This is a genomic window from Pseudoalteromonas sp. APAL1, assembly GCF_021532475.1.
GTDB lineage: Bacteria > Pseudomonadota > Gammaproteobacteria > Enterobacterales > Alteromonadaceae > Pseudoalteromonas > Pseudoalteromonas lipolytica_C.
Genome location: NZ_JAKGAW010000011.1, coordinates 1 through 17,760, shown reverse-complemented (window position 1 = coordinate 17,760; position 17,760 = coordinate 1). Strand labels below are relative to the sequence as shown.

12 protein-coding genes and 1 pseudogene are annotated in these 17,760 nt (G+C 40.4%); 10 read left to right on the top strand and 3 right to left on the bottom strand.

Features of this window, described 5'->3' with window-relative positions:
* Positions 1-51: 51 nt before the first annotated feature.
* From coaBC to L1264_RS07365, 5 genes are all read left to right on the top strand, one after another.
* On the top strand, positions 52-1,245 hold the full coding sequence (coaBC, locus tag L1264_RS07385) for a bifunctional phosphopantothenoylcysteine decarboxylase/phosphopantothenate--cysteine ligase CoaBC (RefSeq protein WP_199527339.1): 1,194 nt from the start codon (positions 52-54) through the stop codon (positions 1,243-1,245).
* A gap of 112 nt (positions 1,246-1,357) precedes the next feature.
* On the top strand, positions 1,358-1,945 hold the full coding sequence (slmA, locus tag L1264_RS07380; protein WP_063699831.1) for a nucleoid occlusion factor SlmA: 588 nt from the start codon (positions 1,358-1,360) through the stop codon (positions 1,943-1,945).
* A 205-nt stretch (positions 1,946-2,150) separates the two neighbouring features.
* The gene (locus tag L1264_RS07375; protein ID WP_199527338.1) at positions 2,151-4,913 is read left to right on the top strand and encodes a S9 family peptidase; all 2,763 of its coding nucleotides are present in this window, start codon (positions 2,151-2,153) and stop codon (positions 4,911-4,913) included.
* Positions 4,914-5,102: 189 nt separating this feature from the next.
* Positions 5,103-7,316: a catalase/peroxidase HPI gene (gene katG / locus L1264_RS07370; protein WP_199527337.1), complete on the top strand. Its 2,214-nt coding sequence runs from the start codon at positions 5,103-5,105 to the stop codon at positions 7,314-7,316.
* Between the two features lie 128 nt (positions 7,317-7,444).
* Positions 7,445-9,145, top strand: coding sequence for a sensor domain-containing diguanylate cyclase (locus L1264_RS07365; RefSeq protein ID WP_199527336.1), 1,701 nt, complete (start codon positions 7,445-7,447; stop codon positions 9,143-9,145).
* A 196-nt stretch (positions 9,146-9,341) separates the two neighbouring features.
* Here L1264_RS07365 and L1264_RS07360 read toward each other — a convergent pair whose 3' ends face one another.
* The 3 genes from L1264_RS07360 to L1264_RS21435 all read right to left on the bottom strand — a co-directional run bounded on the left by L1264_RS07360 (position 9,342) and on the right by L1264_RS21435 (position 12,545).
* Complete coding sequence (locus L1264_RS07360) at positions 9,342-10,967, bottom strand: methyl-accepting chemotaxis protein (RefSeq protein WP_199527335.1); 1,626 nt, start codon at positions 10,965-10,967, stop codon at positions 9,342-9,344.
* 734 nt (positions 10,968-11,701) lie between these two features.
* Positions 11,702-12,064 (bottom strand): hypothetical protein, encoded by a 363-nt coding sequence (locus tag L1264_RS07355; protein ID WP_235403850.1) that lies wholly within the window; start codon positions 12,062-12,064, stop codon positions 11,702-11,704.
* Positions 12,065-12,410: 346 nt separating this feature from the next.
* Entirely contained in the window at positions 12,411-12,545 is a 135-nt protein-coding gene (locus tag L1264_RS21435) for a hypothetical protein (RefSeq protein WP_268833811.1), read from the bottom strand.
* Positions 12,546-12,730: 185 nt separating this feature from the next.
* Between L1264_RS21435 and mads1 the strand changes: the two genes are divergently transcribed.
* The 5 genes and pseudogenes from mads1 to L1264_RS07330 form a co-directional block, all read left to right on the top strand.
* Positions 12,731-12,901: a methylation-associated defense system helix-turn-helix domain-containing protein MAD1 gene (gene mads1 / locus L1264_RS07350; protein WP_138582674.1), complete on the top strand. Its 171-nt coding sequence runs from the start codon at positions 12,731-12,733 to the stop codon at positions 12,899-12,901.
* A gap of 9 nt (positions 12,902-12,910) precedes the next feature.
* A complete protein-coding gene (locus L1264_RS07345; RefSeq protein WP_199527333.1) occupies positions 12,911-13,834 on the top strand; it encodes a restriction endonuclease in 924 nt (307 codons plus the stop codon).
* A gap of 8 nt (positions 13,835-13,842) precedes the next feature.
* Complete coding sequence (locus L1264_RS07340; protein WP_199527332.1) at positions 13,843-16,650, top strand: type I restriction endonuclease subunit R; 2,808 nt, start codon at positions 13,843-13,845, stop codon at positions 16,648-16,650.
* Positions 16,647-17,606 carry a restriction endonuclease subunit S gene (locus L1264_RS07335; RefSeq protein ID WP_235403848.1) on the top strand — a complete coding sequence of 320 codons (960 nt, stop codon included), beginning with the start codon at positions 16,647-16,649 and terminating at the stop codon, positions 17,604-17,606. The genes L1264_RS07340 and L1264_RS07335 overlap by 4 nt, the downstream gene beginning before the upstream one ends.
* Positions 17,564-17,760 (top strand): annotated as a pseudogene (locus L1264_RS07330) (restriction endonuclease subunit S); the annotation flags it as partial. The gene L1264_RS07335 and the pseudogene L1264_RS07330, both read left to right, overlap by 43 nt.

The following is a 17,760-nucleotide window of genomic DNA, read 5'->3' as shown; positions in this document are numbered from 1 at the left end:
GTAAAGATTTGCTATCGTTAGCCCATATCGACAAAAGTTAAATTTCACGTAATGACTAAATCAGTAAATAAAAAAATCCTGCTAGGTATGAGTGGTGGTATTGCAGCCTATAAATGTGCAGAGCTTGTCCGCCGTTTAAAAGATCAAGGCTGCGAAGTTAAAGTCGTCATGACCGACTCAGCAAAACACTTTATTACTCCTTTAACAATGCAAGCGGTAAGCGGTGAAATTGTTTCTGATTCATTACTCGACCCAGCAGCAGAAGCAGCAATGGGCCATATTGAGTTTGCTAAATGGGCCGACCTTATTTTAGTTGCCCCTGCAACCAGTAATATTTTAGCGAAAATGGCAATGGGTATTGCCGATGATTTACTGACAACACTTCTATTAGCCACCCCTGCAAAAGTGGCTGTAGCACCTGCCATGAACCAGCAAATGTATGCCCATCCTGCTACACAAGCAAATATTGCCACACTTCGCGAACGCGGCGTGGCTATTTGGGGCCCAGGTAAAGGCGAGCAGGCTTGTGGTGATGTAGGCGCAGGCCGTATGTTAGAGCCTCATGAGTTAGTCACGCTTTGTACACAACCTGAAGTAGAGCCATTACTTGCCGGCAAAACTATTACAATTACAGCAGGACCAACCCGAGAAGCCCTCGACCCAGTTCGTTATATCTCTAATCACAGCTCTGGCAAAATGGGTTATGCCCTTGCCGAGGCTGCACTTGCTTTAGGTGCAAAGGTCAACTTAATTTCTGGCCCTGTAACAATTAAAGCACCTGCTAATGCCCTGCTTACTACTATAGAAAGTGCAGAGCAATTACTCACCGCCTCAATGCAACTAGCCGTACAATCAGATGCCTTTATAGGCTGTGCAGCAGTAGCCGATTACCGTGCAGCAGCAATTCATGAGCAAAAAATGAAAAAACAAAGTGATGAACTAACCCTCACCTTAGTTAAAAACCCAGATGTTATCGCAAACGTTGCAGCGCTTAGCAAAAACCGTCCTTATACTGTGGGCTTTGCCGCCGAAACCCAAGATGTTGCAAGCTATGCACAAGGTAAATTAAAGAACAAAAATCTCGATATGATCTGCGCAAATGACGTATCAAAAGAAGGCCTTGGCTTTAATTCTGATCATAATGCTTTAACACTTTTCTGGCACAATGAGCAGCTAGATTTAGCGATGGGAAGTAAAAAAGATTTGGCCATGAGCGTGATGACTGAGCTTGCCAAGCGTTTGTAAAAATGCTGGAAAGAAACTGAATAAAACATTAACATAAGCCTCTCATTTGCACAAAAAATGGCTTGTCTGACTCCTAAGAGCGCAAGTAATAAATTATAAGAAAGGAATGGTCATGCCTGCGACAAAAAGAAGTAATCGCAAAGAGCAGATTCTGCAAGCACTCGCACAAATGTTAGAAACCAGCCCAGGTCAACGTATCACAACTGCAAAACTAGCGGCTGAGGTAGGTGTGTCTGAAGCTGCGTTGTATCGTCATTTTCCGAGTAAAGCACGGATGTTTGAGGGCCTAATCGAGTTTATTGAAGATACCCTGTTATCACGCATTAACCTCATTTTAGAAAATGAGAAAGAAAGCCAAACACGTGTGTACAATATTTTACTGCTATTATTAGCCTTTGCTGAGAAAAACCCGGGTATTACCCGCATTTTGACCGGTGATGCCTTGCAAGGTGAACAAGAGCGTTTACGTGAGCGTGTACAAGGCCTATTTGAAAAGCTAGAAACTCAGTTCAAGCAAGTGCTACGCGAGCGCAAACTGCGCGAAGGCAAAGCATTTCAATCAGACGAAACCACCCTAGCCAACTTCTTACTCGCCTACGTAGAAGGTAAGATGAATCAATTCGTGCGCAGCGACTTTAAAGCAAAACCAAGTGCACAATTTGAAAAACAATGGCCAGAGTTACAAAAGATTTGGTTGTAGTGAGTTGTTAGGGGAAAGAGTAAAGTCAACGAGTTGCTTTCTAACTTTCCCCTTGTAACTTTCCCCTTGTAACTTTCCCCTTGTAACTTTTCCCTTGAAACTTTCCCGTCCAACTCCCCAAACACGCCACTTATCGTATCTACTCGAATTGTTAATTTAAAACGCTACACTGGGTGCATCATTTTAAAAACAACGAGAAAGATGAATGAAAGCGCAATTATCACTTTTGAGCTTAGCCTTGGTGACAAGCCTTGGTAGTGCACAAGTTAGTGCGAAAGAAGCTCTGCAATTTAAAGACGTGTTTGATTTTAAATACGCAAAAGGCACCCAACTTTCTGAAGATGGCCAAGTTCTTAGCTTTAGTGCTGACCCGTATCGCGGTAATGCACAAGGTCAGGTTTATACATTAAACAATAACACCCTGCTTGCCAGCGTTGAGCGTGGTACTCGCCCTACTATTAATAAAGCAGCAAACTGGGTGGCTTTTACTCAGGTACCTACCCTGCTTGAAAAAGAAACCACCAAGAAAAAAGATGAGCTAAAAAATAACCTAGTTTTAGTGAATACTAAAAATGGTGAGCAACAAACGTTTAACCTTGTAAAAGACTACGCGTTATCGGATGATGGTGTATGGCTTGCTTACCGACTCGATAAGAAAGCAGAAAAAGCAGATAAAAAAGACGACCAAGAAAAAGACGAAAACAGCAGCGAAATCAAGCCAGACAAAAAAGACAAAAGCTTTGATTTAGTGCTTGTTAACCTACAAGACAAAACCACTCACACTGTAAATAATGTATTTAGCTATGCGATGAGCAGCACTGGCGAGCAATTACTAGCAAGCCAAAGCTACAGTGATGGGGCCGACAACCAAGTAGTGTTAGTTGACCTTAATAATGGCTTTGCAACTAGCGTGTTGATTGATGAGCCAGGTGTGGTTGCAAATAAAATTGCATGGCAACCAAACAGTAATACCGCAGCGCTGTTAGTTGGTAATTACGTTAATGATGATACAAGGCGTCGCGACCATAGCTTACAGCTTTTACAAAACGGCGCACTTTCAACCATTAACTCTACAGATAGCAGCTGGACTATCGGCAAAACAGCATCATTAACATGGTCTGAAGATGGCGCTCGTTTATACTTTGAAAACCACCCTAAACTCGCCGCAAAAGTTGCCTTAAAAGAATACAAAGATGAAGCCTCTTTATATGATTTCGATACCATTCGCGACCAAAAAGGCCTAAACGTTTGGCACAACAAAGACGCTGAAATAAAACCACGCGAAGAGCAGCAATGGAACAAAGCCAATAAGCTGCGCCACTATCAAGCGGTATATCATGTAAATGGTCAGCAAGTTGTGCAGTTAAGCACACCAAACATGCCAGAGGTTTCGCTTAATACTCATCGCGAAGCTCTATTAGGTTACTCAGACCTACCTTACCTAGAACGTGTTATGTATGGCGGTTTTTACGCAGATTACTTCAGCGTGGATGTTAAAACTGGTAAACAAACCGCTATCATCAGCGACTATCCGTTTAGACCAAGCCTTGCGCCAAATGGCCAATTTGCAGCATTTTTCCAAGACAGCCAAGTTCAGCTAAAAGATTTAGGTAACAACAAGGTTTCAACGTTATCTAAAGCAATTAATGCTATTTTTGCCGATGATAAGCATGACTATCCATCACCTCAACCGGGTTATGGTTTTGCAGGCTGGTTAAACGACAGCAGCCAAGTACTGGTTTACAGCAAATTTGATATTTGGGCTTTTGATGTCGCAACACAAAAGGCAACGCGCCTAACCCAAGGTAAAGAAACCAATACCCAATATCGTGTTATTAAACTTGATAAAGACCAAGTGGGCTTTGCCAAAGACGAAACATTATTGCTAAGCGCAACCAACCTGCAAGATAAGCAAACTGAAATTGCCAAGCTTGACTTAGCAAGCAATAAAGTAAGCAAAGTACTATCGGGTAAAAAGCGCTATGATGTGGTGAAAAAGGCAAAAAATGCCGACAAATACCTATTTACTGCGCAAACATATCAGCAATTCCCTGATTACTACCAAACTGACTTTAGCTTTAAAAAGCCACAGCGTGTTACCAACCTAAACCCACAAATTAGCAACTTTGCATGGGGTGAAAAACCTGAGCTCATTAGTTACAAAGGGTTTGATGGTGAAGATTTACAAGGCGTATTAATCAAGCCTGCGGGCTACAAAAAAGGCGATAAGGTTCCGGTGGTTGTGTACTTCTACCGCTATATGAGCCAACGCATGTATGATTTCCCTAAAATGGAGTTAAATCATCGCCCTAACTTCCCGATGTTTACCTCAAATGGCTATGCGATTTTCTTACCTGATATCCGTTTTGAAATTGGCCATCCGGGCAAATCGTCAACCCAAACGATGATCAACGCCACTCAAAAGTTAATTGATTTAGGCATTGCTGATCCAGATAAAATTGGTTTACAAGGCCACTCATGGGCAGGCTATCAAAGTGCCTTTATGATCACGCAAACAGATATGTTTAAGGCGGTTGTATCGGGTGCGCCAGTATCTAACATGACCAGTGCGTATAGCGGTATTCGCTTAAAATCAGGCCTTGCGCGTCAATTCCAATACGAAACAGGGCAAAGCCGCATTGGTAAAACCTTATTCGAAGCGCCAGAGCTGTACATCGAAAACTCACCCGTATTCTTTGCCGACAAAGTGAATACCCCAATCCTGATTATGTTTGGTGACAAAGATGACGCTGTGCCTTGGCACGAAGGGGTTCAGTACTATCTAGCGCTTCGTCGCGCGGGTAAAGATGCCACCTTCTTACAATACGAAGGCGAACCACATCACTTGAAGAAATTCCCTAATCAAGTGGATTTCTCGGTGCGCATGATGGAATACTTTGATCATTACTTAAAAGGCAAGCCAGCTGCTGATTGGATCAAAAACGGCATCCCTTTTATTGAAGAATAAGCAACAAGCTGATTTTCAGCTTAAAGCACACCTCCCCCAGAGCCAGCATTTTTGCTGGCTTTGTTCTATAAAATCAATCAAACAATCTGTTTTTTCGATTTTATCAATCGATTTAAACCCCAGTTTGTAAGTGGAAAGTTAATCAGAACAACTCTATATTTCATCCAACTTCTAACTGGAGACTACACAATGTTTAAAAAATCAACGTCAGCGTTGTCTAAAGTCGCTGTTGCAGTATCTTTACTCGTAGCAACAGGCGTACAAGCGACTAACGACATCAAATCAAACCAATTCTGGTGGCCAGAACAATTAGATCTTAGCCAACTTCGTGCCCATGGCGCAGAATCAAACCCAATGGGTCCTTACTTTGATTACAAAAAAGAATTTTTAAAGTTAGACCTAAACGCAGTGAAAGCCGATATTGAGAAAGTATTGACTGATTCTCAAGATTGGTGGCCTGCTGACTACGGTCACTATGGTCCATTCTTCATCCGTATGGCGTGGCACGCATCAGGTACGTACCGTACTTTTGATGGTCGTGGTGGCGCAGGCGGTGGTCAACAACGTTTCGACCCACTAAACAGCTGGCCTGATAACGCGAACCTTGATAAAGCGCGTCGCTTACTTTGGCCTGTAAAACAAAAATACGGTCGCAGCATTTCTTGGGCTGACTTAATGGCGTTAACAGGTAACGTTGCGCTTGAATCAATGGGCTTCAAAACCTTCGGTTATGCCGGTGGTCGTGAAGACGATTGGGAGCCAGATTACGTATACTGGGGCCCTGAAGGCAAAATGCTAACTGACGAACGTCGTGACAAAAAAGGCAAACTTAAAGGCCCATTAGCGGCAGTTGAGATGGGCTTAATTTATGTAAACCCAGAAGGCCCTCACGGTAACCCTGATCCACTGCTAGCAGCAGAAGACATTCGTTTATCATTCGGCCGCATGGCAATGAACGATGAAGAAATCGTTGCACTTATCGCCGGTGGTCACAGCTTTGGTAAAGCACACGGTGCGAAAAAAGCGACCTGCTTAGACAAAGAGCCAGCAGCTGCGGCTATCGAAGAGCAAGGTTTAGGTTGGAAAAACAAATGTGGTAAAGGTCACTCAGAAGATACTGTTACTTCAGGTCTTGAAGGCGCATGGACAGTGACACCAACACGTTGGTCAATCAACTACCTACAAAACTTGTTCAGCTTTGAGTGGGTTAAAACGAAGAGCCCAGCAGGCGCAACTCAGTGGATCCCTGAAAATGGTCAAGCATCTAACCTAGTGCCAGATGCACACATTAAAGGTAAGCGTCATGCGCCTATCATGTTCACAACTGATATCGCGTTAAAAGCAGACCCTGAGTTCCGTAAGATTTCAGAGCGTTTCTTAAACGACCCGAAAGAGTTCGAACTGGCATTTGCTAAAGCATGGTTCAAACTAAACCACCGTGACATGGGCCCACGTGCTCGTTACCTAGGTGACTTAGTGCCAGAAGAAGTATTAATTTGGCAAGATTACATCCCTGCGGTTGATCACAAACTTGTTGATAGCAAAGATATCGCGTCACTTAAAGCAAGCATCTTAGATTCTGGTTTATCTGTATCTGAACTCGTGCGTGTTGCTTGGGCATCAGCAGCAAGCTACCGCGACACAGATATGCGTGGTGGTGCAAACGGTGCACGTATTCGTTTTGCTCCGCAAAAAGATTGGCCGGTAAACAACCCGAAAGAAGTAGCTAAAGTACTGAGCAAACTTGAGAAAATCCAAACTAAGTTCAACAAAAAAGCATCTGACGGTAAAGAAATTTCACTAGCAGATATGATTGTTCTTGGTGGTGCGGCTGCAATCGAAAAAGCAGCAAGCGACGCTGGTTTCTCTATCACAGTACCATTCAAGCCAGGTCGTATGGACGCGTCATTAGAAATGACTGACGTTGAATCATTCGAAGTACTTGAGCCAACAGCAGATGCATTCCGTAACTACTACAGCTCAGCATGGAAATCACCTGCTGAAATGTTAGTTGAGCGCGCTGACTTACTGAGCTTATCAGTACCAGAAATGACTGCACTACTAGGTGGTATGCGCGCCCTTAACGCGAATACTGACCAAACTAAACACGGTGTATTCACGAAAAAACCAGGCACATTAAGCAATGATTTCTTCGTTAACCTACTAGATATGTCAACGAAGTGGTCTAAGTCTTCTGAAGAAGGTGTTTACGAAGGCCGTGACCGTAAGTCAGGCAAACTTAAGTGGACAGCAACACCAGTAGATTTAATCTTCGGTTCAAATTCAGAGCTACGTTCAATTGCTGAAGTGTACGCATCTGACGATGCTAAACAGAAGTTTGTTGATGACTTCGTAGCAGCATGGACTAAAGTGATGACGCTAGATCGTTTCGACTTACGTTAATATTTTCGCAACCAACAAAGCCGCTAAGTATAGCGGCTTTTTTATTTTGGATAAAATTCGCTCGACAATCCTGTGTTTTAAGTTAAAAATAACACTTTATTATTAATATCAAGATGTAGGCATTAAGGATGATTGCACGCTTATCACAGCTCATTGTTATCTATTTACTATGCTTAATTGTGACAGAAAACAGCTATGCGGATCAGGCTAACTCTGTAATCTCTATTAACGAGCGCAGCGTTAATCTTACGCAATTCAACATGAGCTATTTCATCGATAAGCAAGGCAATACTCCATTCACTAAGATACAAAGTGAAAATTTTATTAACAGTAAAAATGAGCTCACTTTAGGTACTAACGCAAAAACGACCTGGTCAAAAATAATCATCAAAAATAACTATAGCGATAGCTTACGTTTATTTGTTCACAACCCCGATGCTTACCATCTAGAAGAGGTGGGATTTTACGAAACCCACAATGGGCAACTCATTAATCAAACAGATGTTTATTTAGATAAATCTGGGGTAAAAGCCAATATGTTTGGCGGGAGTGCCGTTTTTTCGTTTGCTTTAGCACCAGCTCAGCAAAAAATCCTTTATGTGAAATCTGTAACTTACTCACACCAGTGGTTTACTCTTAATATATATGACGAAGAGCACTCTAAACGTGCATTAGTCGGTAACGGTAATTACATTGCGCTACTCGTTGGAATGATGCTTGCGCTAATGATATATAACTTTTTCTTGTATTTATCGGCCCGAAAAATCGAGAACATCGTATATGCCCTATACTTGATTTCAGGCACCGTATGGGTGGCGTTATCTTACGGTGTAGCGGCAAATTTTTTTGGTGTATTTAGTGCAGAGCTTTTCCAACTAAACTCAAACTTACTCAGTATGCCAAGCTTTTTGGTGATCTTTGTAATGCTCATTTTCGAGACCAAGAAACATTACCCTAAAGAGCATATTGCCCTTTCAATTATATTATTGTTGCTTGTTGGCGACTTTATCTACAGCTTATTCGATATCGTTGGCGCATTAAAGCCAGCTAGTAGCTTAGCCGCACTTATGATGACGGTGACATTCGGGGTATCTATTTCGCTATGGCGCAAAGGAAACCCACTAGCAAAATACTTTTTACTTGGTCACTCTATGTTTGTCATTTTCAATATGTTGGCAGTGCTTTATTACAAAGGGATCAGTGATGCTAACGTGATCAATAGTCATGGCGTGGGAATAGGCATTTTACTCGAAGCTTTAATGATGGCGTTTATTCTCTCATACCGAATTAAAACACTTGAAAAAGTAAAAGCGCAGCAAAAAGAGCTCACTCGCTTAGTCGACACAGATCCAATGACAGGCCTGTTTAATCGTCGCTACTTCGATAGAAAAAGTGAAGAGTTAATTGCAGCAACAGCCACAAATAATCAGCCATTATCTTTACTGATTGCCGATCTCGATCATTTCAAAAATATAAACGATACCTATGGGCACGATATTGGTGACAAAGTTATTATTGAGTTTGCCAATATACTTACAGCAAAGCAGCGCAAAGGGGATATAGCCTGTCGCTACGGCGGTGAAGAGTTTGTATTACTGCTTAATTGTAACCTTGAAGATGCCAAGCAGGTTGCCGAACGAATTCGCAAACAAGCACAAGAAACCATTATTAATGTTGATGATACACAAACAGTTAAATTTACAGTAAGCATTGGTGTTCACAGCGTAGCCCACGCCGCAACTACTATAAAAGAAACACTCACCATTGCCGACAAAGCACTGTACAAAGCGAAGAGTAATGGCCGTAATTGTGTTGAAGTAGCGGCTTAATTAACACCCATAGAATCCAAAAATAGTTAATAGCACGTAGTATTTTTTACTTTTGCCTATTAATGAGTGCATAGTTACTCGATGTTTATAAACTCGCTGACTTTAATTCCCCCCAACAAACTACTTTGCAGGGGGGACGTAGAAGAATTTTATCGGGATATATAAAGTTAAAAATACTGCAATACCAACAGCTTTTTTATAGTTTAAACTTTTCGAGTTGCTCTTTTAAACTATATGCTAATTGGCTGATTTCACCGCATGCGATAGCTGTTTGTGATGCACCTTCAGACATTTCAGTAGATTCAGCGTTTATTTGCTCAATACTACGATTTAAATCTTCTGTAACCGCATTTTGCTCACTACATGCTGTAGCAATTTGTATACTCATATTTGCAATTTGTTCAACAGAATGTTCTATTTCTACAATTTGCGAACCTGCATGTTGAGCCTGTTTTACACACTCGGAGATCTCATCACTACAAAGGTCACTTGACTCCCCCATCAACTTAGACTTTTTCTGTAATTGCTCAACAATATCTACAATTTGTTGGGTCGATGCTTGAGTTCTCCTTGCTAGTGAGCGAACCTCATCAGCCACAACCGCAAAGCCTCGCCCCTGCTCTCCAGCTCTCGCCGCTTCGATAGCCGCATTCAGCGCAAGTAAGTTAGTTTGCTCAGCAATCCCTCCAATAACATCTACCACCATATTAATATCTTTAGAGCTTATCTCAAGTTCACTGGCAAGTTGCTTTGATTCATCAATAGAGTTAGATACTTTAGAAATAACTGCAATCATTTTTTCTATCGACAAATTACCTTGCTTTGCCATATTACTTGATTCACTTGCTGATGAGGCTGCAACCTCTGTATTTTGGGCTACCTCAGCAACAGCTGCTTGCATTTCTGTCATTGCAGAAGCTACTGAACTGAGTTCAGCTTGCTGATTTTGCATACCCGAAGCAGTTTGTGTAGAAATAGCACTCATCTCTTCCACAGAGGAAGATAGCTGTATAATAGCGCTATTTACCTCTGTCACTAAGCTATTAAGATTATTTTGCATTTTACTAATTTGAAGTAATAAATTCCCTAACTCGTCTTGGCTAAGCGATTCTTCATCGAGTATGTTGTTTAAGTGACCACTAGCAATTGACGAAGCAAGCTCTAATGCATGCTGAACAGGTTGACGTACTGAATGAGTTAACCACATCGATGCTAAAACAATTACTGTAATGACTAATATAGCGCTGACAATAACAACCCATCTCGTTATTGATAATCGTTCATTAATTGTTTCATCAACAGTAATCGTTCTGTCACTATTGGCATTAACAGCCTTATTTAAACTTTCAATTGCTCGTGTATATGCTTCTAAACTACTAAGAACAATACTATTTGCTTTTTTAATGTCACCACTCGAAAGGTATTGGTTGTATGGTTCTGTTTCTTGCTTATATTGCTTCCAAGCCTTTTTAAAGTGCGCAAACGTTTGTAGCTCTTCTGGAGATAATTGCAAAGCTTCATACTTTAATATTACTGTCTCTACATTAAGACGCTTTTGTTCAAGTTCATTCAACCAATCAATTAGTTTAGGATTTTCGGAATTTGAAATAAGTGAGAACTCATCTTTGCGAATATCAGTCAAAACGACTTGGATCGATTTGAGTAAATTTATAGAAGGTAAAGTACTTTTAGTTATTGTTTTAACATCATGATTCAATTTAGATAAGCTATGATTTATCATCAAACTAGTAATAACAAAAATAGTAAAAACGAGCAAAAAGCTCCCCCATATTTTCTTACCAACAACCAAATCCTTTAACATAATTCATTACCTACGTAAGCTTTAGTGAGAACACCTAATTTGCAATATAAACCTATTATATTACCTTTAATAAGGACAGACCACCAAAATACTTTATAATTATGAAATGCTTACAGGATAGTTATTTATTACTAGACTCCATACAACCGTACTAAGAGAACCTAAATGCTACACTTCTGGTATCTTGCGGATTGAGATTACAAGTTCACAAATGCCGCAAGCGCTAGAGCACGACCTACAAACACTTGCTAAGCTAATTCCTAGCTCCTAAAAACTAGCAGCTAGCAACTTCAATCAATGATTTCTCATAAATAGAACGAAGACAAAGTAAGCCTAAAACCCTTGCTACAACAACCCCTTTTTAACATGAAAAATTAAATTGCAACGAAGACAAACTATTACCTTTATTTTTCATTAACTTAAAAGTACCGCTATCTGGGTAGATGTTGTAACGGTAGCCAAAATTAGAAAAACAAAAAGCCAGCGGTCAGTGACTGACGGCTGGCTTTTCTACCCACCCTATCCCGTAATCACACGTTATGATTCGGCTGATCAGCAGTGCCTTTGGCCTAGCTTCTTTCAAAGCAATAACAATGTGCTCCTAAATTGTTTGAATAGCGCTATGGTAGCGAACTGGCTAGTCATAGGGCTTACCCAATTGGGGCTTCAAACGATTGTGGTTACCCACATGTTTTGGCGTTTAGGTGCCAAGTTCCTTTTTTGGATTCTCAAATTTACCAAACAGCAGGGTATTCAACAACCCCATCAATTGCAAAGCCATGATTTAGCAATGCTTGACGCAAAATAAAAGGTAACGTGTTTGCGTCACTAGGGTATTCCGCTAACGTTTTTTCAGCATATTTATCAATGATAAGAAGTAGCTCTGCAAGCTCATATTGCTCAGAAACAAACGCGTCCCAAATGGCATCTTCTACTGTTGATTCAAGCTCAGCATTGCTATGTTTAAACTTTAAACGATTTTGATAAACAACTCTGAATTTATTGTTACCTTGATGATGAATGGTTAGTTTATGTTGTGGAACTTTTTTTTCTAGCTTGTATTTAACTCTTCTCGCATCATAAAAGGCTTGGTTCAAAATAACTTTGCCTTCCACCTTATGGAAGTTTTTTGAGTTTGTTTCAGGATCAATATTCCAATAGAGACGAAATGAATTTCTTCTTAATTTATGACCATAAATCTCAAGCAAAGGTTTTAATTGCTGTTCAGTGCCTTGTTTAGAGCCACTCTTCCATCCACTAACAATGGATTGTTGGACCCTACAGGCTTCTTTAATTTCATTTTGAGTCTAGCCATCATTAAGTGCCAGTCTGACTAGCTGTTTCGTCTGTTTAAATTTACGTTTATTCTTTTTTGAGCCTGTTGTGTCTTCCATAATCATCCTTAAAGGCAGCAGGCATTGTTAGCCTGCTACATAATATCCCTTATTTTTTCTGATTGGGATTCATCTGCTTACCTCGATTACCTTGTACCTTAGCATATGCTTGGTTAGTACCAGAAGTACCTTTATTAGCGTTATCTTGGTTTGCTTTGTGGTTGTTTTGTTGATTAGACATCATGTTCTCCTGTTTGTGTGATTGCCTAAATCAATCTTATGTAACCGTGGGAAAATAAAAATTGATAGTTTGATGATAAAACGTGATATCTCATGATAATTAAAAAATTAAAAAAACTAATAAGCCAATTTCTTGTTATTTCCTCAATTTTCTCATATTGTAACTAAGTTCATTATTGAGATAGTCCGATGACAGACGAAATACTTACTATTCAAGAGGTTGCTACATACCTCAAGTTGAATGAAAAAACGGCTTATCGCCTTGCAAGCGAAGGTAAACTGCCCGGCTTCAAAGTGGGTGGCTCATGGCGCTTTAAGCGTGTTGATTTAGAAAAGTGGATTGAAGAACAAAAACAATAAGGATATTGCGTGATACCCAATTATCAACAATTTATGCGTCCATTCTTGCAAATTGCTAACGATGCGAATGGCAATGAAGTAAAGCTACGTGACGTTATCAATCAACTAGCAGATCAATTTAACTTAACGGATGAGGAAAGATCTGAAACCTTGCCGAGTGGTCGCCAAAGTATTCTAGATAACCGAGTTGGCTGGGCACGCACTTATTTAACAAAAGCGGGATTGTTAGAAGCTACTCGCAGAGCACACTTTGTTATTACCCCTCGTGGTAAAGAAGCTTTATCTGAAAATGTGGATATTAATAACGAATACCTGAAAAAATTTGATGAATTCATCGCTTTCAAACAAAAAAGCAATGATGAAGCTGGCAGCGAAGTTGAATCAGGTATCACTGAGCAAGAAGAAGTTTCAACACCCGATGAAATCTTGAGATCCGCATATAAAAAAGTTAATGAAGCACTCGCTCAAGAAATCCTAGAGCGTACCCGCAAAGTAACCCCCGATTTTTTTGAAGATTTACTCATCGAACTACTAATCGCTATGGGGTATGGAGGTGCTGGTGAAGGTGCAGCTCATGCGCTAGGTAAATCAGGAGACAATGGTGTTGATGGCGTTATTGACCAAGATCCTTTAGGTGTCGATCAAATATATATTCAAGCTAAGCGTTATGCAGAAGGTAATAACGTTGGTGCTGGTGATATCAGAGACTTTTTTGGAGCACTAAACCTTAAACGTGCGCAAAAAGGTATTTTTATCACAACATCAGATTTCACATCATCAGCACAAGAAACAGCAAACAATCTAGGCACTCGCATCGTCTTAATTAATGGTAAAGAGCTAGCCAAACTCATGCTGCGCTACAACATCGGCAGTCGAGATGAAGATGTATTGCATATCAAAAAGATAGATGAAGATTTCTTTGACGAAGTTTAGGAAAGGTTATGGATATTGAAGGATTAAAGCCTGAAACCCAAGCTCGATTAGGCATTGACGAGCAATTAAAGCTCGCTGGCTGGAAAATACAAACTTGGCCTAAAGTAAACCTTGGCGAAAGCTTGGGAGTTGTTGTTAGAGAATACCCAACCGATACTGGTCCCGCAGACTATTTGTTGTTTGTAAATCGTAAAGCAGTAGGTGTTATTGAAGCAAAAAAAGACGAAACCATTCTATCCCAAATAGAAGACCAAACACTTCGATATGCCACGAGCAAAATAAAATTCCGACAAGATGAAGAGCCTCTTTCTTTCCTATTCGAAGCTACAAGCCAAGTTATTCATTTTACTGATTTAAGAGATCCTGCTCCAAGAGCAAGAGAGATTTTCCATTTCTTCAAACCAGAAACACTGCAAGACTGGCAAAAGCAAACTAGCTCTTTGCGTTCTCGATTAAAAAATGAAATGCCAGCATTGCCGAAAGCCAAACTACGCGACTGCCAAATAAACGCGATCACAGGATTGGAAACATCTCTTGCCGATAACAGACCTCGCTCATTAATTCATATGGCAACTGGTGCTGGCAAAACGTTTACAGCAATTAACTCAGTGTACCGATTACTAAATAATGGTGGCGCTAAAAGAATCTTGTTTTTGGTTGATACCAGAAACCTTGGTAAGCAGGCACAACAAGAGTTTCATGCTTTTAAACCACATGGTAAAGAAACATTTTTTCATGAAAATCACATAGTACAGCGACTCAATAGCAGCACCATAGATGATGCTGCTGAAGTTTGTATTTGTACTATACAAAGGATGTATTCGATTCTAAGTGGTAAACCAATAGACGAAAGCGCAGAAGATTTATCACTACATGAAGTTAAGCAAAATCAACAACAGGCAAAGTTGGTGAAGTATAACCCAGCAGTTCCAATTGAAACTTTTGACTTTATTATCGTTGATGAATGTCACCGCTCTATTTATAACCTTTGGAAACAAGTGCTCGATTATTTCGATGCATTTATTATTGGTCTTACTGCCACACCTGATAAACGTACATTAGGCTTTTTCAACGAAAACATCGTTGCGGAATATAGTTATGAAGACTCTGTGCTTGATGGCGTAAATGTTGGTTACGATGTCTATGAGATTGAAACCGAAATCGGTAACAAAGGTGCTGAACTGAAAGCCAAAGAATGGTTAGATCATCGAGATAAATTAACTCGCAAAAAACGCTGGGCACAAGCAGAAGAAGATAACACATACACTAGCAAAGAGCTTGACCGCTCAGTGGTCAATACCAGCCAAATCCGCCAAGTTATTAGAGCAATGAAAAAGGCGGTAGAAACTGAAATATTTCCTAACCGCAAAGAAGTGCCAAAAACACTTATATTCGCCAAAACAGACAGCCACGCTGATGACATTATTCAAATTGTTCGTGAAGAGTACGGGCAAGGAAATGAGTTTTGTAAAAAGGTTACATACAGCACTAAAGACCCTGATGGCATATTGAATGACTTTCGTAATGACTTTAATCCACGTATCACAGTAACTGTTGACATGATCGCAACAGGAACAGACGTAAAGCCATTAGAAGTCCTACTGTTTATGCGTGATGTTCGCAGCAAAGGCTATTACGAACAAATGAAAGGCCGTGGAGTAAGAAGTTTAGGTTTTGAAGATCTTCGCAATGTAAGTAAAAGTGCGACTAGTGCTAAAGATAGATTTGTACTCATTGATGCCGTAGGTGTTGAAAAGTCGCAAAAAACAGAAAGCCGCCCGTTAGAACGTAACCCTAACCTTTCAATGAAAGACTTACTTCAAGGCGTGGCTATGGGGCATCGTGATGATGACATAATACAAAGCTTAGCAAATCGCTTAACCCGTTTAGGTAAACAAATAGATACTCGCGGTCATAAGAAAATAGAGAAACTTACAGGTAAACCAGTTGCTCAATTAGCAAGAGAACTATTAACCGCGCTAGACCCTGACGCTATTAATCAAAAAGCATTAGAAAATACCAAGGCACAAGGTATTACACGAAGTGAAGAAACACTTACCGATAATGAACGCGAAACCGCAAAACAACAACTAATTGATAAAGCTTGTGAAAGTTTTGATAACCCTGATGCCAGAGAGGTGATCGAGTCTGCCAGAAGAGAACGCGAACAAGTTATCGACCACATCAATTTAGATACGGTGACTTACTCCGGCTACAGTGCTCAAGCAGAAGAAAAAGCCGAAAAGGTTATACAAAGCTTTAAAGAGTTTATTGAGCAGCATAAAGATGATATTCAAGCGCTCAGCTTTTTCTACCAGCAGCCATATCAACGAAGACCATTAACTTTTTCCATGTTAGAAGAATTGCACCAAGCGTTAAATAATCCTCCGTTGTTATTAACAACGGAAAAGCTATGGACTGCTTATGAGCGCATAAATTCAGCAAACGGCAATAGTAAAGGTAAAAAGGCCAACACCCAAAGGCAGCTCACCGATATAATCTCGTTAGTAAAATATGCTATCGGTTTAGAGGCTGAGCTTAAACCATTTGCTGAGCAAGTGGACGCGAAATTTAAAAAATGGATCTTCCGCCATAATGCCCAAAGAAAAACAGCTTTTACCGAAGAACAAACTACGTGGCTGAGATTAATAAAAGACCATATTGCAGCTAGCTGTTCAATTGAACGCGATGACTTTGACTATAGCCCTTTTTCAGATCGCGGTGGCTTACAAAAAGCATGGGGCTTGTTTAACAGCGAAGCTAAGAACGAATTAGATAGCCTTATGGCTGAAATGAATCAGGAATTAATTGCGTGAGTGAAATAGAAAAACTGCCCAGAGGCTGGGCTATGACAACAATACCTTCGCTAATCTCTGGAGGGGTGTTCACTGATGGTGATTGGGTGGAAAGTAAAGATCAAGATCCGGATGGTTCAGTTCGTTTGCTGCAATTAGCTGATATAGGTGACGGTTTTTTCATTAATAAATCCAATAGGTTTCTAAATGAAGAAACTGCTAACTATTTAAACTGTACATATCTAAAACCCAACGATGTGCTTGTTGCACGGATGCCAGATCCCCTAGGCAGGGCATGTTTAATGCCGAAGTTGAAACAAGCTTCGGTCACAGTTGTTGACGTTTGTGTTATTCGCCCTGCTAAGAATGAGCATTTTAACTCTTCATGGATAATGCACTTCATTAATTCTCCTGACTTTAGGGGTAAAATAGCAGCATTACAAAGTGGCTCTACTCGTAAGCGCATATCCAGAGGAAATTTATCTAAAATTGAATTCCCACTCCCACCAAGAAATGAGCAAGATCGTATAGTTGAAAAACTCGATGAACTATTTTCAGAGTTAGATGCTGGTGTAAATGAACTAAAAGCAGCTCAAGTTAAACTTAATAACTATCGTCAGTCCTTACTCAAAAGTGCAGTTGAAGGTGTGCTTACCCAAAAATGGCGAAATGATAATAAAGGTAAGATTGAAGAAACTGGGCAAGAACTTTTAAATCGTATTCTTAGCAACGCTGGGAACAGAATAAACTCGAAGAGTTTAAAGAAAAAGGCAAAAATCCACCTAAAAACTGGCAAGACAAATATCCAGAGCCAGTCCAACCGGACACAACTGATTTACCTGAACTTCCTGAAGGGTGGGTTTGGGCAAGTATTTCGCAAATTGGTTGGCTTGATCGAGGCCGATCAAAGCATAGACCTAGAAACGCTGCACACTTGTATGGCGGTAAATATCCTTTTGTTCAAACTGGCGAAATAAGAGCGGCTGAGCAATATATTCGAGAAACAGATAAGACATACAGTGAAGATGGATTAGCCCAAAGCAAACTTTGGCCAAAAGGAACGATGTGTATAACTATTGCTGCAAACATTGGCGAAACAGCAATATTAGATATAGAAGCATGCTTTCCAGA